This window comes from Acidovorax sp. DW039, from assembly GCF_037101375.1.
Lineage (GTDB): Bacteria > Pseudomonadota > Gammaproteobacteria > Burkholderiales > Burkholderiaceae_C > Acidovorax.
Genome location: NZ_AP029019.1, coordinates 2,235,215 through 2,249,607 on the forward strand (window position 1 = coordinate 2,235,215; position 14,393 = coordinate 2,249,607).

At 49.0% G+C, this 14,393-nt stretch carries 13 protein-coding genes and 1 pseudogene; 11 read left to right on the plus strand and 3 right to left on the minus strand.

Features of this window, described 5'->3' with window-relative positions:
* Positions 1-973 precede the first annotated feature (973 nt).
* Both AACH87_RS09905 and AACH87_RS09910 read right to left on the minus strand, forming a co-directional pair.
* On the minus strand, positions 974-1,396 hold the full coding sequence (locus AACH87_RS09905) for a DUF1810 domain-containing protein (RefSeq protein ID WP_338798650.1): 423 nt from the start codon (positions 1,394-1,396) through the stop codon (positions 974-976).
* A gap of 236 nt (positions 1,397-1,632) precedes the next feature.
* Entirely contained in the window at positions 1,633-1,980 is a 348-nt protein-coding gene (locus tag AACH87_RS09910) for an H-NS histone family protein (RefSeq protein ID WP_338798651.1), read from the minus strand.
* A 1,054-nt stretch (positions 1,981-3,034) separates the two neighbouring features.
* Between AACH87_RS09910 and AACH87_RS09915 the strand changes: the two genes are divergently transcribed.
* The 8 genes and pseudogenes from AACH87_RS09915 to AACH87_RS09950 all read left to right on the plus strand — a co-directional run bounded on the left by AACH87_RS09915 (position 3,035) and on the right by AACH87_RS09950 (position 10,126).
* Positions 3,035-3,373, plus strand: a complete 339-nt coding sequence (locus AACH87_RS09915; protein WP_338798652.1) for a hypothetical protein — start codon at positions 3,035-3,037, stop codon at positions 3,371-3,373.
* 70 nt (positions 3,374-3,443) lie between these two features.
* Positions 3,444-4,145, plus strand: coding sequence for a GGDEF domain-containing protein (locus AACH87_RS09920; protein WP_338798653.1), 702 nt, complete (start codon positions 3,444-3,446; stop codon positions 4,143-4,145).
* A complete protein-coding gene (locus AACH87_RS09925) occupies positions 4,142-4,867 on the plus strand; it encodes a Crp/Fnr family transcriptional regulator (RefSeq protein ID WP_338798654.1) in 726 nt (241 codons plus the stop codon). The genes AACH87_RS09920 and AACH87_RS09925 overlap by 4 nt, the downstream gene beginning before the upstream one ends.
* 71 nt (positions 4,868-4,938) lie before the next feature.
* Positions 4,939-6,479, plus strand: a pseudogene (locus tag AACH87_RS09930) (methyl-accepting chemotaxis protein).
* Between the two features lie 110 nt (positions 6,480-6,589).
* Positions 6,590-7,816 carry a hypothetical protein gene (locus tag AACH87_RS09935; RefSeq protein WP_338798655.1) on the plus strand — a complete coding sequence of 409 codons (1,227 nt, stop codon included), beginning with the start codon at positions 6,590-6,592 and terminating at the stop codon, positions 7,814-7,816.
* A 216-nt stretch (positions 7,817-8,032) separates the two neighbouring features.
* Complete coding sequence (locus tag AACH87_RS09940) at positions 8,033-8,707, plus strand: hypothetical protein (RefSeq protein WP_338798656.1); 675 nt, start codon at positions 8,033-8,035, stop codon at positions 8,705-8,707.
* On the plus strand, positions 8,704-9,273 hold the full coding sequence (locus AACH87_RS09945; protein ID WP_338798657.1) for a GTPase: 570 nt from the start codon (positions 8,704-8,706) through the stop codon (positions 9,271-9,273). The genes AACH87_RS09940 and AACH87_RS09945 overlap by 4 nt, the downstream gene beginning before the upstream one ends.
* A 493-nt stretch (positions 9,274-9,766) precedes the next feature.
* Positions 9,767-10,126, plus strand: a complete 360-nt coding sequence (locus AACH87_RS09950) for a hypothetical protein (protein WP_338798658.1) — start codon at positions 9,767-9,769, stop codon at positions 10,124-10,126.
* A 333-nt stretch (positions 10,127-10,459) separates the two neighbouring features.
* Here AACH87_RS09950 and AACH87_RS09955 read toward each other — a convergent pair whose 3' ends face one another.
* Positions 10,460-11,608: a tyrosine-type recombinase/integrase gene (locus AACH87_RS09955; RefSeq protein WP_338798659.1), complete on the minus strand. Its 1,149-nt coding sequence runs from the start codon at positions 11,606-11,608 to the stop codon at positions 10,460-10,462.
* 558 nt (positions 11,609-12,166) lie between these two features.
* Between AACH87_RS09955 and AACH87_RS09960 the strand changes: the two genes are divergently transcribed.
* From AACH87_RS09960 to AACH87_RS09970, 3 genes are all read left to right on the plus strand, one after another.
* Positions 12,167-13,456 (plus strand): HD domain-containing phosphohydrolase, encoded by a 1,290-nt coding sequence (locus AACH87_RS09960; protein WP_338798660.1) that lies wholly within the window; start codon positions 12,167-12,169, stop codon positions 13,454-13,456.
* 133 nt (positions 13,457-13,589) lie between these two features.
* Positions 13,590-14,060: a Spy/CpxP family protein refolding chaperone gene (locus AACH87_RS09965; RefSeq protein ID WP_338798661.1), complete on the plus strand. Its 471-nt coding sequence runs from the start codon at positions 13,590-13,592 to the stop codon at positions 14,058-14,060.
* 17 nt (positions 14,061-14,077) lie between these two features.
* Positions 14,078-14,377: a hypothetical protein gene (locus AACH87_RS09970; protein WP_338798662.1), complete on the plus strand. Its 300-nt coding sequence runs from the start codon at positions 14,078-14,080 to the stop codon at positions 14,375-14,377.
* The last annotated feature ends 16 nt before the right edge of the window (positions 14,378-14,393 follow it).

Consider the following 14,393-nt stretch of genomic DNA (forward strand, 5'->3'; position numbering starts at 1 on the left):
CCAATGGGGTGTCGGACGCCGACGGTTTCTCCTGGAGGCGATAGATCACCTTCACTTCTTGCATTAGGTGATCGAGCCTGTCGGAATCAGCGGTGAAAGATGGGCTGCTGTCTCGGACCCTTGCAAGCTTTCGCGGTTGGGATTACCGGTTACCCGATGAGTGACCATCCTACGGATACGCCATGTGCCAGCTATGCACAAGGTGTCTCGATCAAATTCTGAGAGTAATCATCGATTTGCTAACAGCAAAGGGACTGATGCCTGGGAGCCCTAAGGCGATGGCGCGTCCAGTATGGCGAAGAGCCATGGTGGCTACTTGCCCCCGAGTTAACGAGCGCAAAAAAGTCAGCATTGATTTTTGGCGTGAAGTTCTACCAAAGCGTGGATCTACGGATCTAGCTTGGTACGGAACAAAGCCTGTAGCGCAAACAAGGCTGTCGAGACTGAAAGCTAGGTTAGATCGGCAGGAAACCCATGCTTAGGGAGAAGCTCAATGGCGGGCTCCGCACGAACGCCCCGATGTCAATCCTCGTGAGATCCGCACTTGGCGATGAGACTGGATAAGCGCAGGGCTGGTCAAGACTATGCCGTACGACTGATCACCGAGCGCATCGATACTAGCAAGGCAATCATGCTGGCCAAGGCTGAGAGCACCAACAAAGGTGAGCAAAAAACAATTCTTGGCTACTGTGGAGACGACACAGAATCTTATGTGCAGTTACGACTTGGCAACCTGTACATTTCGACTAGCACATTACGGTGCTGCAAGGAGCATTCCGTCTGCGGGATGTGACTTCGAGGTTACGAGGTCCACCCGATCCTCTAAACCAATAAGCTGGCGGGTATCAGCTGTCGTCGTCATGACCAGCGCAATAGCTGCTCACGGTGGAGCCTACTACCTTGATCAGTCGCTACCAGCGTGCATGCTTTCATTGCTGTTTCAATGAGAGGTCGCTTTGTGGGCTAATAGCACTTAATTCAATAGTGCTGTCGTAACTGGATCCGCCTCGCCCCCGAAGAACTTATCAAGAACTGCCTGAAAGACGGGCTCATCATTAGACACCGCAGAAAACAAGGTCACGCATGAGTGCAACTTAAGGTCATCCGGTGTTCCAAAAACATCCGAAGCACAAGATGCGTCTAGGCCCAGGAGTATCTGGCAGCACTCGCGTAAACGTTTACCGAGAATAGGGTGTGCTAAGTATGCTTGCGCCTCAGCAATCGACTGAATCGCATACCGCTCTGCTGTTTCGCTGCGGCCTAACCCCTTGAATTGAGGGAAAACGAACCACATCCAGTGACTGCGCTTTTTCCCTGCTTTCAACTCACTCAGTATTCGAGCCCATAGGGGCTCTTGAGCTTGAGAAAAGCGATCGAGTACAGGAGGAAGAGGCATAAATGCGAGACCGTACAGCGGGCACTTTGAAGAGCTTTGATCCTAAGAGCATCCAAGTCCATCCTTGGGGCGATTACACATCAATAAATACAACAATTGTTATCTGCATGAAGCCGACCGCTATTCGAAGCTTTGCATTGTTGATCTAGATATAACAGGGGCCGTCCTCGCAAATTCGAACTCCCTCCCACTATGGGGTGAGCAAAGACATATGCACTGTGTCCACGCCTGACGATTCAGATTGAATCGGTCGTCGCTGACTGCACCTTGATACGGAAGAACTCGATGGTTTTGTCGGCAATGGCCTGTGTTATCCATGCAGGCTTTCGTCCACGGCTGGTCAATGAACCATCCCAGGAAAGACCATGGTTGGGATCGTAGAAGGTGGTAGGCCGTTTGGTAGATGGAGGAAGTGGTTTGCGGCTGATGGAGCCCAGGCCTACTTGTGAAGGTGTCAGTCCAAATTCCTCAACTAGCCGGCGGGCCGTCTGAATGGCTTGGCTCCTGTGCTCTCTTATCAGCTTGTCACGGCGCGCTTGTAAATCAGCAATTTGGCGATCCAGCTCTCGGATGTCTTTGTTCATAAGGTCAGAATTTTTAGAAGACGCATTCATTCGCTTGCTGCGACTGCTTTAAGCGAATCTCGATCACTCACACTCAACTGCCAGAATTCAGAAAGCGGTATGTCCAGTTTTGTTTCGCTGCGTGGCGTAATGTGCGTTACAGCACAACTGCTGGTTTGGGGCGCATTCCGCTTCAATAGCCCAGCTTCATTGGTGTGGCAATGAGTTCCCCGTGCGAAATGCGTGTTTGATCCTGTCTGCACATCCGCTTGGTTTCGGTAGTTGTACTGCGGCTCGGCTTGACTTCGGTGCTTTTCTCGTGATGACTTCAGTGGACGTAGGTTCGTCAGTTTAGTTCGAATACTCCGTCATCGTATACAACGGTGCAGCACCGAGAGACCTTGCGGGCCGAGAGGTAAGTAGCTTGAATTGGGCTGGGTAGCATGGGTGAGTGGCCATGGCTGTAGGTCCACTACGCAAATCATCCAACTGCAGAGAATCAGGCGTCGCAAACGCCTTTGAATGATGCGCTACCTGAGGATGTAGGCGCGCAGCACGTGCTATGGGAAGCCCAAGTTTGCACATTGAGCCCTAGGTGCCAGCCTCCACCCTGGGTAAGGGGCGCCTTTGTTCCCTCCTTGGAGGTTCGCGGAGCAAGGTTGCGATACACGCTGGAGAGCGCTCACTTTAGTGCCCAAATCGCACTGGATTCTTGCGTCCAGATGAGCCGGTGCCCACGGACCGAACACGTCGCACTTCTGATTGCAGTACCAGATATACCAAGTGCTTTTGATTAGTGCACGGGCACATCCAGCAAAGAGCGGGAAGTCATTGGCTCCTTTTGCCATCGGCGGCAGGGTGCACTCAAGGGCCATCACTCAAATTTCGAAGTGAATCAATGTTAAAGATTGTCAAATAACCAATTGCATTGCTTTGATTGTCCTCATTCGGACATTCGTTCGTTGACTGCATTCGCATGGTTTGAAAAACTGTTAAAAAATGTGTTCTTTATCTATTGTTTGCTAAATAAAAGCGATGGGTTTTCATATCTATCTCTAAACTGCCATTGGCGTGTATGAAGTTAAATGAAATGATTTTGGAGGTGGATGGCTCGGTCGGCTTTTTGACTTCAAGTGAGTACATAAATTATTTTAATTTCGAAGAAGAAAACAGCAGGCGCTCTAGTTTGCTAGTGCAATTTATGGCGATATTTGCATGCGCCTTTGCCTATGTTGTTCACCCTGATTTGAATCAGGTGTCGATCTATTCGTTGATTTCTGCCGCTTGCTTGATGCTTTTTAGCCTTGTTATTTCAGCGAATTCTCAAAGCTATGTTGTCGGGGCTTTTTCAAGAGTTGTGTTTGTAGTTTTTTTGTGTGAATTTTTTATTTGTCATCAGCGGCGAATCATTTAACTCAGTGTTTTGGCACGTATCTATATGTGCAGTTGTTATGGTAGCAATGTCGACATTGCACTATGAGCCCATGTCCTATTTCATAACGAGCTGCATTATTTTTTGTTGGATGTTAGTCCATGATTGGGATGGGATTTTAGCAAATGACGAAAGTGGATGGCTCTTTTGTTTAATGTTGTCGTCAGTATCTTTTGGTGCTTTGGTTAATTTTCGTACCTTTCTTGATAGGGTCGGAATATATAAAAGTAAGAGGTATCTTGTTGATTTGGCTTATAAAGATAGTTTGACGAAAATAAATAATCGAAGAGCTTTGTTGCTTCAAATGCAGAATATTTTTGATGGCAATACAAATGATGAGAAGTACGTGTTGCTGATCGATGTTGATAAATTTAAAAATATTAATGATGCTTTTGGTCACGACGTGGGGGATGAGGTACTAGTAAAAATTGCAGAGATACTGCAAAAAACTGAAGGAGTCGACTTGTGTGGTCGTCTTGGAGGTGATGAGTTTGCCATTCTTAAGAAAGGCAATCTTATTGAAGCGTGCAGTCTTGCTAATGCAATTAACGCGCAGATAGAGGGCTCTGTTGTTTGCGGCGTAGAGGTTACCGTAAGCATTGGTATTGCGTTATGGGACTCAAGAGTCACGCTAGGTCAAGTGATGCGCTTTGCAGATGATGCATTGTATAAAGCAAAAAAGATCGGTAGCAATAGGTATTCGGTCTTTGATAGCTGGTCTAAGTATTTAGATATTGCAGTTGAAAGAGTATGAAAATTTCGCCGACGTCTCTTCCGCTTGTAAAGAATAAGCTTTCAAGGAGTATATGGTTCTCTAATTGGAATGATCTGCAGATTGATAAGCTGTTAGCGGGATGTGAGGTGCGTCATTTCTCTAAATCGGACCTTGTCTATAGCGATGACGCCAGGGAGAATCTGGTGTTTGTTTTGTCAGGGTCGGTGTGGACATGTCTGCGCAATGAGGCTGAAGTTGTGAAGTTTGGAATTGCGTACCCTTCAACACTAATCGGCTTGTCTCAATTAGCGCAGAAATTCTTCCATGATGAGCCAAAATACGAGTTCTATGCCGTAGATGAGGTCGAGGTTCTTTCTATTTCTGCAAAGGTACTTCTTGGGCAATTGGAGAGCTCTCCTGTCTTGTGGAAAACTACCGCTGAAGCGGCAATTGTTTATCAAAGGCACTGCATCAAATTGGCTTTAGTACTTTATGCAGGTGCGATACGAGACAGATTGATTTCTGCAATCTACCAATTTGGTTTGTCCGCCGCCAAGCATGGAGCACGTGTTCCTGATCTGGAGTTGTCTATTCAGCAAGAAGAGTTGGCTGTTTTAATTCAATCTTCACGACAACATGTCAATAAAGCTCTGAGAGATTTGGAGCAGGATGGATTAATTTCAATTGGCTATAAAAAAATAATAATTAAGGATCCTGAGAGAATAGAGATTAAGGCTTTGGCAAGATTTAGTAGTAAATAGGTTGGTTTTGTATTTGCTGGATCGGATGTGGATTATTTGAGGCACATGTTTTAGTTGCTCAAGGAGTTGTTATGCGCAAAAATTATCCTGTCACTGGTCGTGAATTTAAAATACCAGCTGGTGCTACGTTGATGTCTACCACGGATACGAAAAGCAATATAACTTATGCAAACTCAGTATTTATATCTGTGAGTGGTTTTGATAAGAATGAGCTTATTGGTAGTGCACATAATCTTGTTAGGCATCCAGATATGCCGCAAGAAGCCTTTGCTGATATGTGGAAGACCTTGATGGCAGGAAAATCATGGACTGCATTGGTAAAAAATAGGCGCAAAGATGGTGACCATTGCTGGGTACGCGCTAGCGCAACTCCAGTGGTAAGAGATGGGAGGGAGGCGGGATATATGTCCGTGCGGAAAAAACCCAGTTCGTCTGAGATTCAAAAAGCTGAGTCTTTATATAAAAAATCCGTGAAAAAAAAGCCGGATCGCGAGCGTTTTATCAGGGCTTGGTCGTTCAAAAAGGAATTCTGAGCTTTCTGTCACTATCTCAAACTATGTCGGTCGGATGGCGAATTCGACTCGCAATGTTAATCGTTGCAATAATATTTTTTTCTAATTTAATAGTTTTGGGTGTTCTTGGTCAAGCACTTATTCTGAGTCTTTTTTTGGTTGGGCTTCTCTTGGGAGGGGTCTGTATTTGGCTGGAAAATCAAATATCAAAACCTCTTAAATTGATTCAGAAGCAAGCATTAAGTGTTGCATCCGGTCAAGCTGCCGAAGGTATACATCTCAATCGTGTCGATGAAATAGGAATGATTTTACGAGCGGTGAATCAGTCTAGCCTCAATCTTCGGTCTCTGGTAGATGACGTCCGTGAGCAAGTGTCGGCTGTACATATGGCGAGCAGTGGAATAGCTCAAGGAAATAATGATTTACGCGAGCGAACGGAAACGGCAGCAACCCATCTTGAGCGTGCTGCTTCATCAATGGAGCAAATGAGCGTCAATGTTAAGAATACTGCAGAAGCCGCTGTGCATGCCACAAGTTTGGCTCGTAGTGCCAGTGACTCCGCAACATCTGGTGGTCAGGTGGTAAATCAGGTAGTTAATTCAATGCAAGAAATTAGAAATGCTAGCAAAAAAATTGCAGATATTATTGGTGTGATTGATGGAATAGCATTTCAAACAAATATATTGGCGTTGAATGCTGCCGTGGAAGCTGCAAGGGCAGGTGAGCAGGGGAGAGGCTTTGCCGTAGTTGCTGGTGAGGTTCGAGGTCTTGCTCAGCGGTGTGCCAATGCCGCAAAAGAGATTAAATTGTTGATAAGTACAAGCGTTGCTAAGGTGGAGGATGGCGCTCAGCAGGCCGATATTGCGGGCGATGTAATGCGAGGTATTGTTGAGAAAGTTCAACAAGTTCGTGATTTGATATCTGAAATAAGTACTGCGAGCACTGAGCAATCTGCCGGTATCACTCAGTTCAATTCAGCTGTTATGCAGCTTGATCAAATTACTCAGAGAAATGCTTCATTAGTTGAAGAATCAGCTACTGCAGCGTTTTCTCTCAAGGAGCGATCCTCTCGCTTAGCTGAGTCAGTGAACGTTTTCTAATTCGAAAATGGTTTTTTGTGATATTTGAATTTATGCTGTTTTTCAGCAGGTCGTAGCGTTTCTAATTATTTCCATAAATATCGGTAATTTCAAAAAACGGAGGTCGGTGTATGATCAAACTTTCAATTTGCTGTTTTCCTAGGCGACATATCTTTGCTTTGATGGTTGCATATGGTGTGGTTGCAGAAGTAGGTGCCGCGGAGAATGTGCGCTTATTGGAGTTTTCTTCGCAAGTACTAGGAGGCGCCTCCTCATCAGTTGCTGTGAGTGGAAATAACGGAAATATGGAAGTATCTCCGTATACGGGAGAGAGTTTCATCGCAGCAGATCATACATACATTGCTAGAAATCCAGGGTTTCCAGTTGGCACCACTTATAAGGTGTCCCCAAACAATAATGTTTTTTACGAAATAGGAGTAGGGGATCAGAGAGCGTCTAGCACTCAATACATTAGCGCCAAATGTGTTAATCCACTCAGTCTGCTGTTAGAGTCCTGCAATTTTGGGGATGAAATATCGTTTCCGCGCACTTTCAATCCAGTCGGTGCAGGCACATACGCTCAGCAAGCACAGGTTGTGTGGAATGCTGGCAGTATGCAGCTTGAGGTCACTACGCCTGGCTCTGGTAATATTCAGAGTAACGGGCTAAAAATAAAATTGACACCGTATGTGCGCGAAATTACATTTCGTGCCACCAATTCTGCGGGAGCAGATTTCATTTATGGGGATGTTCGGATAGCGGACTCTCCGAGCGTGAGCAAGAGCTTTTCACCGACGACAATCTCCCTAGGGGGGCGAAGTACTCTCATCATCTTGCTTAAGAACCCAAGTCTGGGTACTGTGGTGCCTGGTGCAAATCTGACAGATATTTTGCCTTCTCCTCTTCGTTTGGTGAGTGCATCGCACTCTTGCCAAGGAGGTAGCTTCACAGCAGTTTCAGGAAGCTCGACTATAAGTCTTACAAATACTAGTATTCCGATAACTGGTTGCCAAGTTACTGCTGAAGTTGAATGGCCGAAAACCACTGAAGCTGCGAATATTTGTCTATCATCTCCGACAATTACTAATACTATTACCCCTGCCAATAGTAGTAGTGTTCGCTCCGCTTTGCTCGGAAATAAAGATGGTGCATTGACAGGGGAATTCAATACCACTCTTGGACAGATGCAGGTACCCGCTACTGCAACATTGACTTGTTCTGGAAGTGCAACTACGAATGCCACCGGTGTCGAGCCAATTCCTGTTCTCGATGAGGTGGGTTTAATTGCGACTTCTAGCATGCTCGGATTAGTCGGTCTCTATCTTCAGCGACGCCGTAAAAAGAAGAGTGCAACTTAATGCCTTACTTATTTTGGTTTTTTAAGGTTGTTTCTTGAAAGTGGTGGCGATTTGTTTGGTGATAATCTAATCTATTGGTTATGGTTCTGCTTTTTAAAAAAGTAGTATCTCTGGTTGTTTTAGGTGTTTAGATTGCCTTGTGCTTGGTAATTGCGGATTTGATTGAGGTGTGTGCATATGAGTAGGAAATTGAATGGAGATATAGCAACCTGCTTGTTGTCTCAGAACCTCCGGGCGCGTTTTCTCGAGTTATTTTCTGTTGCCTCACGAAAGTCGGTATTTGCATGGAGTGAGGCAGAGCTCTCGCATGCGAAGGTGCTGGTTCTCGATAGCACCGTAATGGATATCAATTTACCGAGTTGGCCACCTTGTGTGATCTGGCTTGGGGAGCAGCCAAAACATTTTTCACATAATTTTGACTGGGTGAAGCTATTGCCTCAGAACTACACCGTCTCAGAATTGATCGATATACTGGACAGAGCTGCTGTATTTCTAATGGATTGGAAGGGGAGCCGAATTCATGATTCGACTTTGGCTATCAAAGGGCATGGCACGTCACACGCTGAACATACCTTTAGTGTCAAATACCAATTGATGAGTTGGATATCACTAGCCCCTCCATTTGATCGAACTGAATATGTTCGAACCCTGGCTCTAATGACGCGCGAGGCTGCAACGCTGTCGCAACTCAAGAATCACTCCGGCTTATCCCAAGATCAAGTACGCGCCCTGCTGATGGAGCTCCAAAAACGAGAAGTGCTACACGTAAGTAAGGTTACTTCTCCGCCGAGCGGGAAGGTGGACATTAAATCGAGATCTTCTACACACAGTAGCTATCGACGGTTCGTTCAGCGTCTCAGCAATTGGATCATCGGAACGGTGCGCGTATGACTAAGCATTTCGGCTCCTCTGATATGACGGACGGAATGCATCGTATTGCTTTATTGGGCCCGATGGGGATTGGCAAGACTACTGCGATTCGTGTTCTGTGCGGCAGTGACATTGTTTCGTCTGATGTTCCAAACCTAGATCGGATCGCTCATACGAAAGAACACACCACAGTAGGCGTCGAGTTTGGTGAAATAGATCTTGGCGGCGGTGAGCGAGTCCAACTGTGGGGTTGCCCAGGTCAAGATCGTTTTGACTTCGCTCGTCAATGGCTTATATCTGTCTCTGTTGGCATATTTGTGATGGTGGACTTAGGCTCTGAAAAGGTGATGGAGTCAGCCACTGATTTGCTACGGGAGATCTCTCTCGCTCCGACACGTCCTGTGACGTTAATACTTTGCGCACGCGAAGCTTCAAACGACCAGATTCTATCCTTTTCGAATGATTTATTGTCAGCTGGCTTTGGCGTGATGCCAGTTCTGCCGGTTGATGTTCGGGATCGAAATCAACTCCTTCAAGTTCTGGAGGTTTTGGTTGCCATGCTTTCATTGCGCAGCGAGTTGTTATGAATCCCTCATACTCTTCAATTCCCCCGCTATTAATTAATACCTCTAACCGAGTTTTGGGTGACTATGCCGCCTCCATAGAAGGGTTAGAAGTCGCTTTAATAACCACTTTAGACGGTTTTGACATTGCTTCTTTTAGCAGAGGCTCAGATTTTCGGATCAATCGGTTGGCTCCAATGTCTAGTTCACTCATGGCCATGGGGCGCGCAGTTGCTCGCGAAATTCAAGCTAATTCTTGTAATAGGCTCATTTTTGAGGCAGAGGGGAATGTAGTACTTTTCCAATCTATAGGAGGCGGTTTCCCTTGCATCCTGTGTATGGTTCTTAAGCGCGGAGGGGTTCTGGGACGCTTGCTTTGGGCGGCCGGAGAGATTGCGAAAGTTCTGGTGGAAGACTCTTCGCTTGCTACTTCATCCAAATCCTGATTTTAGGAGTGTGGCTTTCTATTGGCCGCCACAGTCTGATTTTTAAAGGCCAATCTACAAAAGGAAAGTAAGTGTCTAATCTGAATGAATCTTTGAGTCAGTTGGTTGCTGTTGACGGCGCTTTGTGTGCTGCAGTAGTTGACAGCACTAGCGGTATGCTGCTTGGCAGTGCTGGAGGTGGCGTTGACATGGAGCTGGCAGCAGCGGGTAATACAGAGGTAGTCCGAGCAAAAATCAAAACCATGCGCGCACTGGGACTGGATGACGTTATTGATGACATCCTGATTACTCTGGGTAAGCAATACCACATTATCCGACCTATGCTGCAACAAGAAGGGGTGTTTATTTATCTGGTCCTTGATAAATCGAAGGCTAACCTTGCGCTTGCGCGTCGCAAGGTTCAGGAAATCGAAAAGTCTTTACTCTTTTGAAGATGAAGAGATAGCTGAATCAGGTCAGAGCTCTCATAGTGCATTGGCAAAGAAGTTTCCGTGTTTCAACGCGAAAATTCGCTAAATCACAGAGGGTGAGCATTACTCTTTGAGTCTTCGTCTGAAGACCGGATAGTACGGTTGAGTTGACCGAAGTAGCGTTAGGCCGCAAGGTTACATCCTGCTATCAGCAGAGCAATGAGTCGTGGCGACACATCTAACGTGCGGTGCGTCAATTTGTTGCTTGTTCCACCGCACTCATTTGTGAGTCTTTTCTGTCTTGATATGTAGCATTATTCGCAATGAGGCATCGCGGGAGTGTCGCAACTTCAGTCACTCGCTTGTGGTGCTTCGTCCTGCTATGTCAATTAGCTGATGCGACTCCGCCTGTGAATGCATCGCTGAGGTTAGTCCCTGTTCGCTTTGCTTGGATGCATCACTGTAATCCGCCCACTCTTGCATCATTAGGCGCCTTTTTTCCAGCGCATTTCCTCGGCGATACGCTGCCTCTACTTTGTTTTCCAACGCATGAGCTAAGGCCTGTTCCGCAACATCGCGAGGGTAGTTTGTCATTTCACCTGCCCAATCTCTGAACGTTGAGCGAAACCCGTGAGGCACAGCATCGACTTTCATTCGTCGCATTACGGTAGTCAGCGCCATATCCGACAGTTGGCTCCCAGATGTGGATCTGAATACCAAGTCACTTGCTTCGGATTTTGCAAGTGATTTCAGCAGGTTCAGAGCTTGAGTGCTGAGTGGCACACGATGTTCCTTGCCTGCTTTCATGCGCTCTGCAGGTACAACCCAGACAGCTTGTTGCATGTCAATTTCAGACCAGCGGGCGCCGCGAACCTCTCCGCTACGAGAGGCACAGAGAATTGCGAACTCCAAGGCTCGGGCTGCAATCCCTTCTCTCGTTCTCAGGTCCTGCATGAAAGCAGTCATCTGCGACAGGGGCAGCGCTTTGTGGTGCTCCACTTTCTGGATTTTGCCGGGGGCTGGCAGGAGCTTGTCCAAGTGTCCTTTCCATCGCGCCGGGTTATCACCCGTTCTGTATTTGCGTACGGTTGCCCAATCCAGAATGCATTCAATACGTCCTCTCAATCTGGTGGCGGTCTCCGTTTTTGATTTCCAGATGGGCTCAAGTGCTTTGAGGACATGTTCCTGTGCAACGTCTTTGACGAGCAAGTTGCCGAAGTGCGGATACGCGTACGTCGTCAAGGTCGCTGTCCATTGCGCACGATGTTTCGGACTCTTCCAACTCTCGCCATGTGCTTCGATATAAGCCTCAGCTGCCTTTGCGAACGTGATTTCTGTGGCCTGTTGGGCTTTGAGGCTGCTGGCAGTGGCAAGCCGATGGGCTATCGGATCAATCCCTTGGGTTATCTGTTCTTTTGCGGCTCGAGCCTTTTCTTTAGCTTTTGCCAGAGGCACCTCCGGAAAACCGCCACGCCCCATATGTCGGCGCTTGGAGCCGATCATTGTTCGGAGAACCCAGGATCTTGCACCTGAATCCACAACATATAAATAGAGACCTGCAACCCCTCTACAGCATGATTTCCTGGAGAGGTGAGGCGTCCGACTTCTAGGGCTGAGAGCTCCTTCGCATTTTTTGCCTTATTCTGAATTCTTATATTGAAACGATTTTTTATGGGGTCAATCGCTAAAATTCTCCGCCATTAGATTTGAGTGAGAAATATTACACCATCTTATCTACCAATATGGATTGGATTAGAGCGGATTTCACTGGATTTCATTGGAAATGACGAGAGGTGAAAATTCATTGAAATCTTTATAAATCAATCACTTAGAGGTTTTATTTTGAAGAGGTTGGACGTGCTTGCATTTGGCGGAGAAAGACTCTGTTTCCGCCAAGATAAAGCCCAAGCAGCAATGCTTGGGCTTTTTCTTTTGTGCGGTTGAAGCAGGCGATGGAGCCTCCTGATCACCCAAAGCATCGGAGTGGAGCTGCACAAAACAGGTGCGTTGGCACTGTGTCGGGACCATAATCTTCCCATCACGTTCCGGAAAAGGTGCGCCATGACCTCATCTGTGTCAACCCGCCGCAATGCTTTTGGTACAGCAAATCCCCACGCGCTGGCGACGATTCTGGAGGCCAGTGAAACCCGTCGCATCATTTCTGCGACCGATATTTACGACATCTCGGGGATCAAGCTGTGGGCGAGCAATCAGCCCGTTTCTGCGGCCTTGCAGCGCAAGCTGCTGGATCGCGAGTTGCGCGAACCGCTGGAAACGAGTCTCGTCGCCCAGGATGGGGTCTCGCCCGCCACTCTGGCTGATGCCGTGCGTGCGCTGCTCGCGAAGATGCCTCCGCTGGCAATACTGGTGGGGGAGTCGCGTGAGTATCTGCTCGGGCTTGTTTCCCAGTTGAACTTGCACCCTGTTGCGCAATTGCTTCTGACCGCTGCGCAGACTGCTCGGCCTGAGCGTTTCGAGCACGCGGTGGCTGCGATGGTGCTCAACGGGGCTCTCATGGCTTCTGATGCGGGCGACGACAAGGCCGTGCGCATGGCGATGCTGTCCGGGCTGCTTCATGATCTGGGCGAGATGTACATTGGCCCTGACCATGGTGAAGCGGAGGCTGACCGGGATCTGGATTTTGAAAGCTACCAGCAGCTCGTGGTGCATCCCCATGTGGGCTACCTGCTGGTATTGCAACTTACCAATTACCCGCCCGAGGTCGCCCGCGCGATTGCCGAGCATCACGAAAAGCTGGACGGCTCTGGTTATCCCAACGCGTTGCAGGCCGATGATCTCTCTCGGTGGGGGCGCATGTTGGCTGTGACTGAGGCCACTTTGCAAGCGCTGCGCAGTCCCTACAGCCACCTGCTGCACGCCAGTGTGGCGCTGCGTGCCGTGCCTGGCGAGTTTGATCTTCACTGGGTCGGCAAGATCACCGCGGCGGCGAGTGCGCAGCCTCCGCAGGCTGCGGTGCTGGAGCGCCAGGAAGTCGAGCAGCGACTTGCCGCGTTGGATGCCGTGCTGAACGATGCGGAAGAGGGTGTTCGACTACAAGCTGCTTCTGCCGATTTGCCAGCGCACCAGGGGGCGTTGACCCTTGCAGCTTTCCTTTTGCAGCGACTGCGAACGGGGTGGAACGAGAGTGGTCTGTGGAATCCTGAATCCCTTGCCACAGCGGATGCAGCAGAGGTGGAGGCCTTGGAGGACGAGCTGTATTTTCGCCTTCGAGGCATCAAGCGCTCCGTGCTTTTGCGAGGCGGGCATCTTCCAGAGCCCTACGCAGGCCAACTGCTGGAGTTGTGCGATTCGTTTGCCATGGGGGCAGGGCTGCAGAGCGATGGTGGGTGAGCGGCAGCGCTCCACGCCGCCATACTCCATCATTGAAACAAAGCGCAATAAACCGAAACCGTCCAGAGAAGACCGATAGGGGCTGGTCCGGCACCATGGATGCCATGTTCAACGCTTGGCAAAAGAGGGGACCATGAAATCCTGGTGGAAGAGATCTTTGTTTGCAGTTTTTGGTGCGGGTATTGCACTGGGGGGTCTCACTGCGTGTTCAGGTGTGCGCCCCTGGCAGCATGGCGGCAGCCCCGAGCACATGGCTGCGATGCAGGGGAAGATGGTTGAGCGAATCGCGAGCAAGCTGGATCTGGACGCGGCTCAGAAGCTCAAGCTCCAGGCGCTGTCGGAGGTGCTGGTTGCCCAGCGCAAAGCCATGGCGGGCACGGGCGCAGAGCCTCGCGCGCAAGTGCAGGCGTTGGTATCTGGCGACAAGTTTGACCGCGCCGCCGCCCAGGCACTGGTGAACGAAAAGACCCAGGCGATTCAGTCGGGCAGCCCCTCGGTCATCGCAGCCATGGGGGATTTCTATGACAGTCTTCGCCCTGAGCAGCAGCAAAAAGTGCGCGACATGATGCAGCGCCGCCGGGGATGGATGTCTTCTCATTCCTGAACAAAAGGGAGTGAAATATGCCCCAATGTGAAGAGCCCGTGCTGAGTCTGGCCCGCGGCCTGCGCCAACATGGCCCGCTTCTGTTGGCGGGTGTCGCTGAACCGCATGACGAGCTGATGTCCCTCGTTTGGGGCCCTCGCTTTGATCGCGCCCATGCCATGGGTTTGGTGGCCCGTCAGCCTCAGGCTGCGGCAACCGTGCTGCCCGCCTTGCTGGATGCCGCAGACCAGTTTGATCAGCTTCAGGTAGCGGCCCAGACACGGCTGCGCCGGATGATTTTGCGACACCGTGCGCTGGCGTGCGGTGCTGGCGGGTGATGGTGTAAGAATCCCC

Bases quoted from the DNA above. Each gene is read 5' to 3' on its own strand.
- AACH87_RS09905 (WP_338798650.1), bottom strand. From the start codon at position 1,396: ATGCCTCTTCCTCCTGTACTCGATCGCTTTTCTCAAGCTCAAGAGCCC.
- AACH87_RS09910 (WP_338798651.1), bottom strand. From the start codon at position 1,980: ATGAACAAAGACATCCGAGAGCTGGATCGCCAAATTGCTGATTTACAA.
- AACH87_RS09915 (WP_338798652.1), top strand. From the start codon at position 3,035: ATGAAGTTAAATGAAATGATTTTGGAGGTGGATGGCTCGGTCGGCTTT.
- AACH87_RS09920 (WP_338798653.1), top strand. From the start codon at position 3,444: ATGTCCTATTTCATAACGAGCTGCATTATTTTTTGTTGGATGTTAGTC.
- AACH87_RS09925 (WP_338798654.1), top strand. From the start codon at position 4,142: ATGAAAATTTCGCCGACGTCTCTTCCGCTTGTAAAGAATAAGCTTTCA.
- AACH87_RS09935 (WP_338798655.1), top strand. From the start codon at position 6,590: ATGATCAAACTTTCAATTTGCTGTTTTCCTAGGCGACATATCTTTGCT.
- AACH87_RS09945 (WP_338798657.1), top strand. From the start codon at position 8,704: ATGACTAAGCATTTCGGCTCCTCTGATATGACGGACGGAATGCATCGT.
- AACH87_RS09955 (WP_338798659.1), bottom strand. From the start codon at position 11,608: ATGATCGGCTCCAAGCGCCGACATATGGGGCGTGGCGGTTTTCCGGAG.
- AACH87_RS09960 (WP_338798660.1), top strand. From the start codon at position 12,167: ATGACCTCATCTGTGTCAACCCGCCGCAATGCTTTTGGTACAGCAAAT.
- AACH87_RS09965 (WP_338798661.1), top strand. From the start codon at position 13,590: ATGAAATCCTGGTGGAAGAGATCTTTGTTTGCAGTTTTTGGTGCGGGT.
- AACH87_RS09970 (WP_338798662.1), top strand. From the start codon at position 14,078: ATGCCCCAATGTGAAGAGCCCGTGCTGAGTCTGGCCCGCGGCCTGCGC.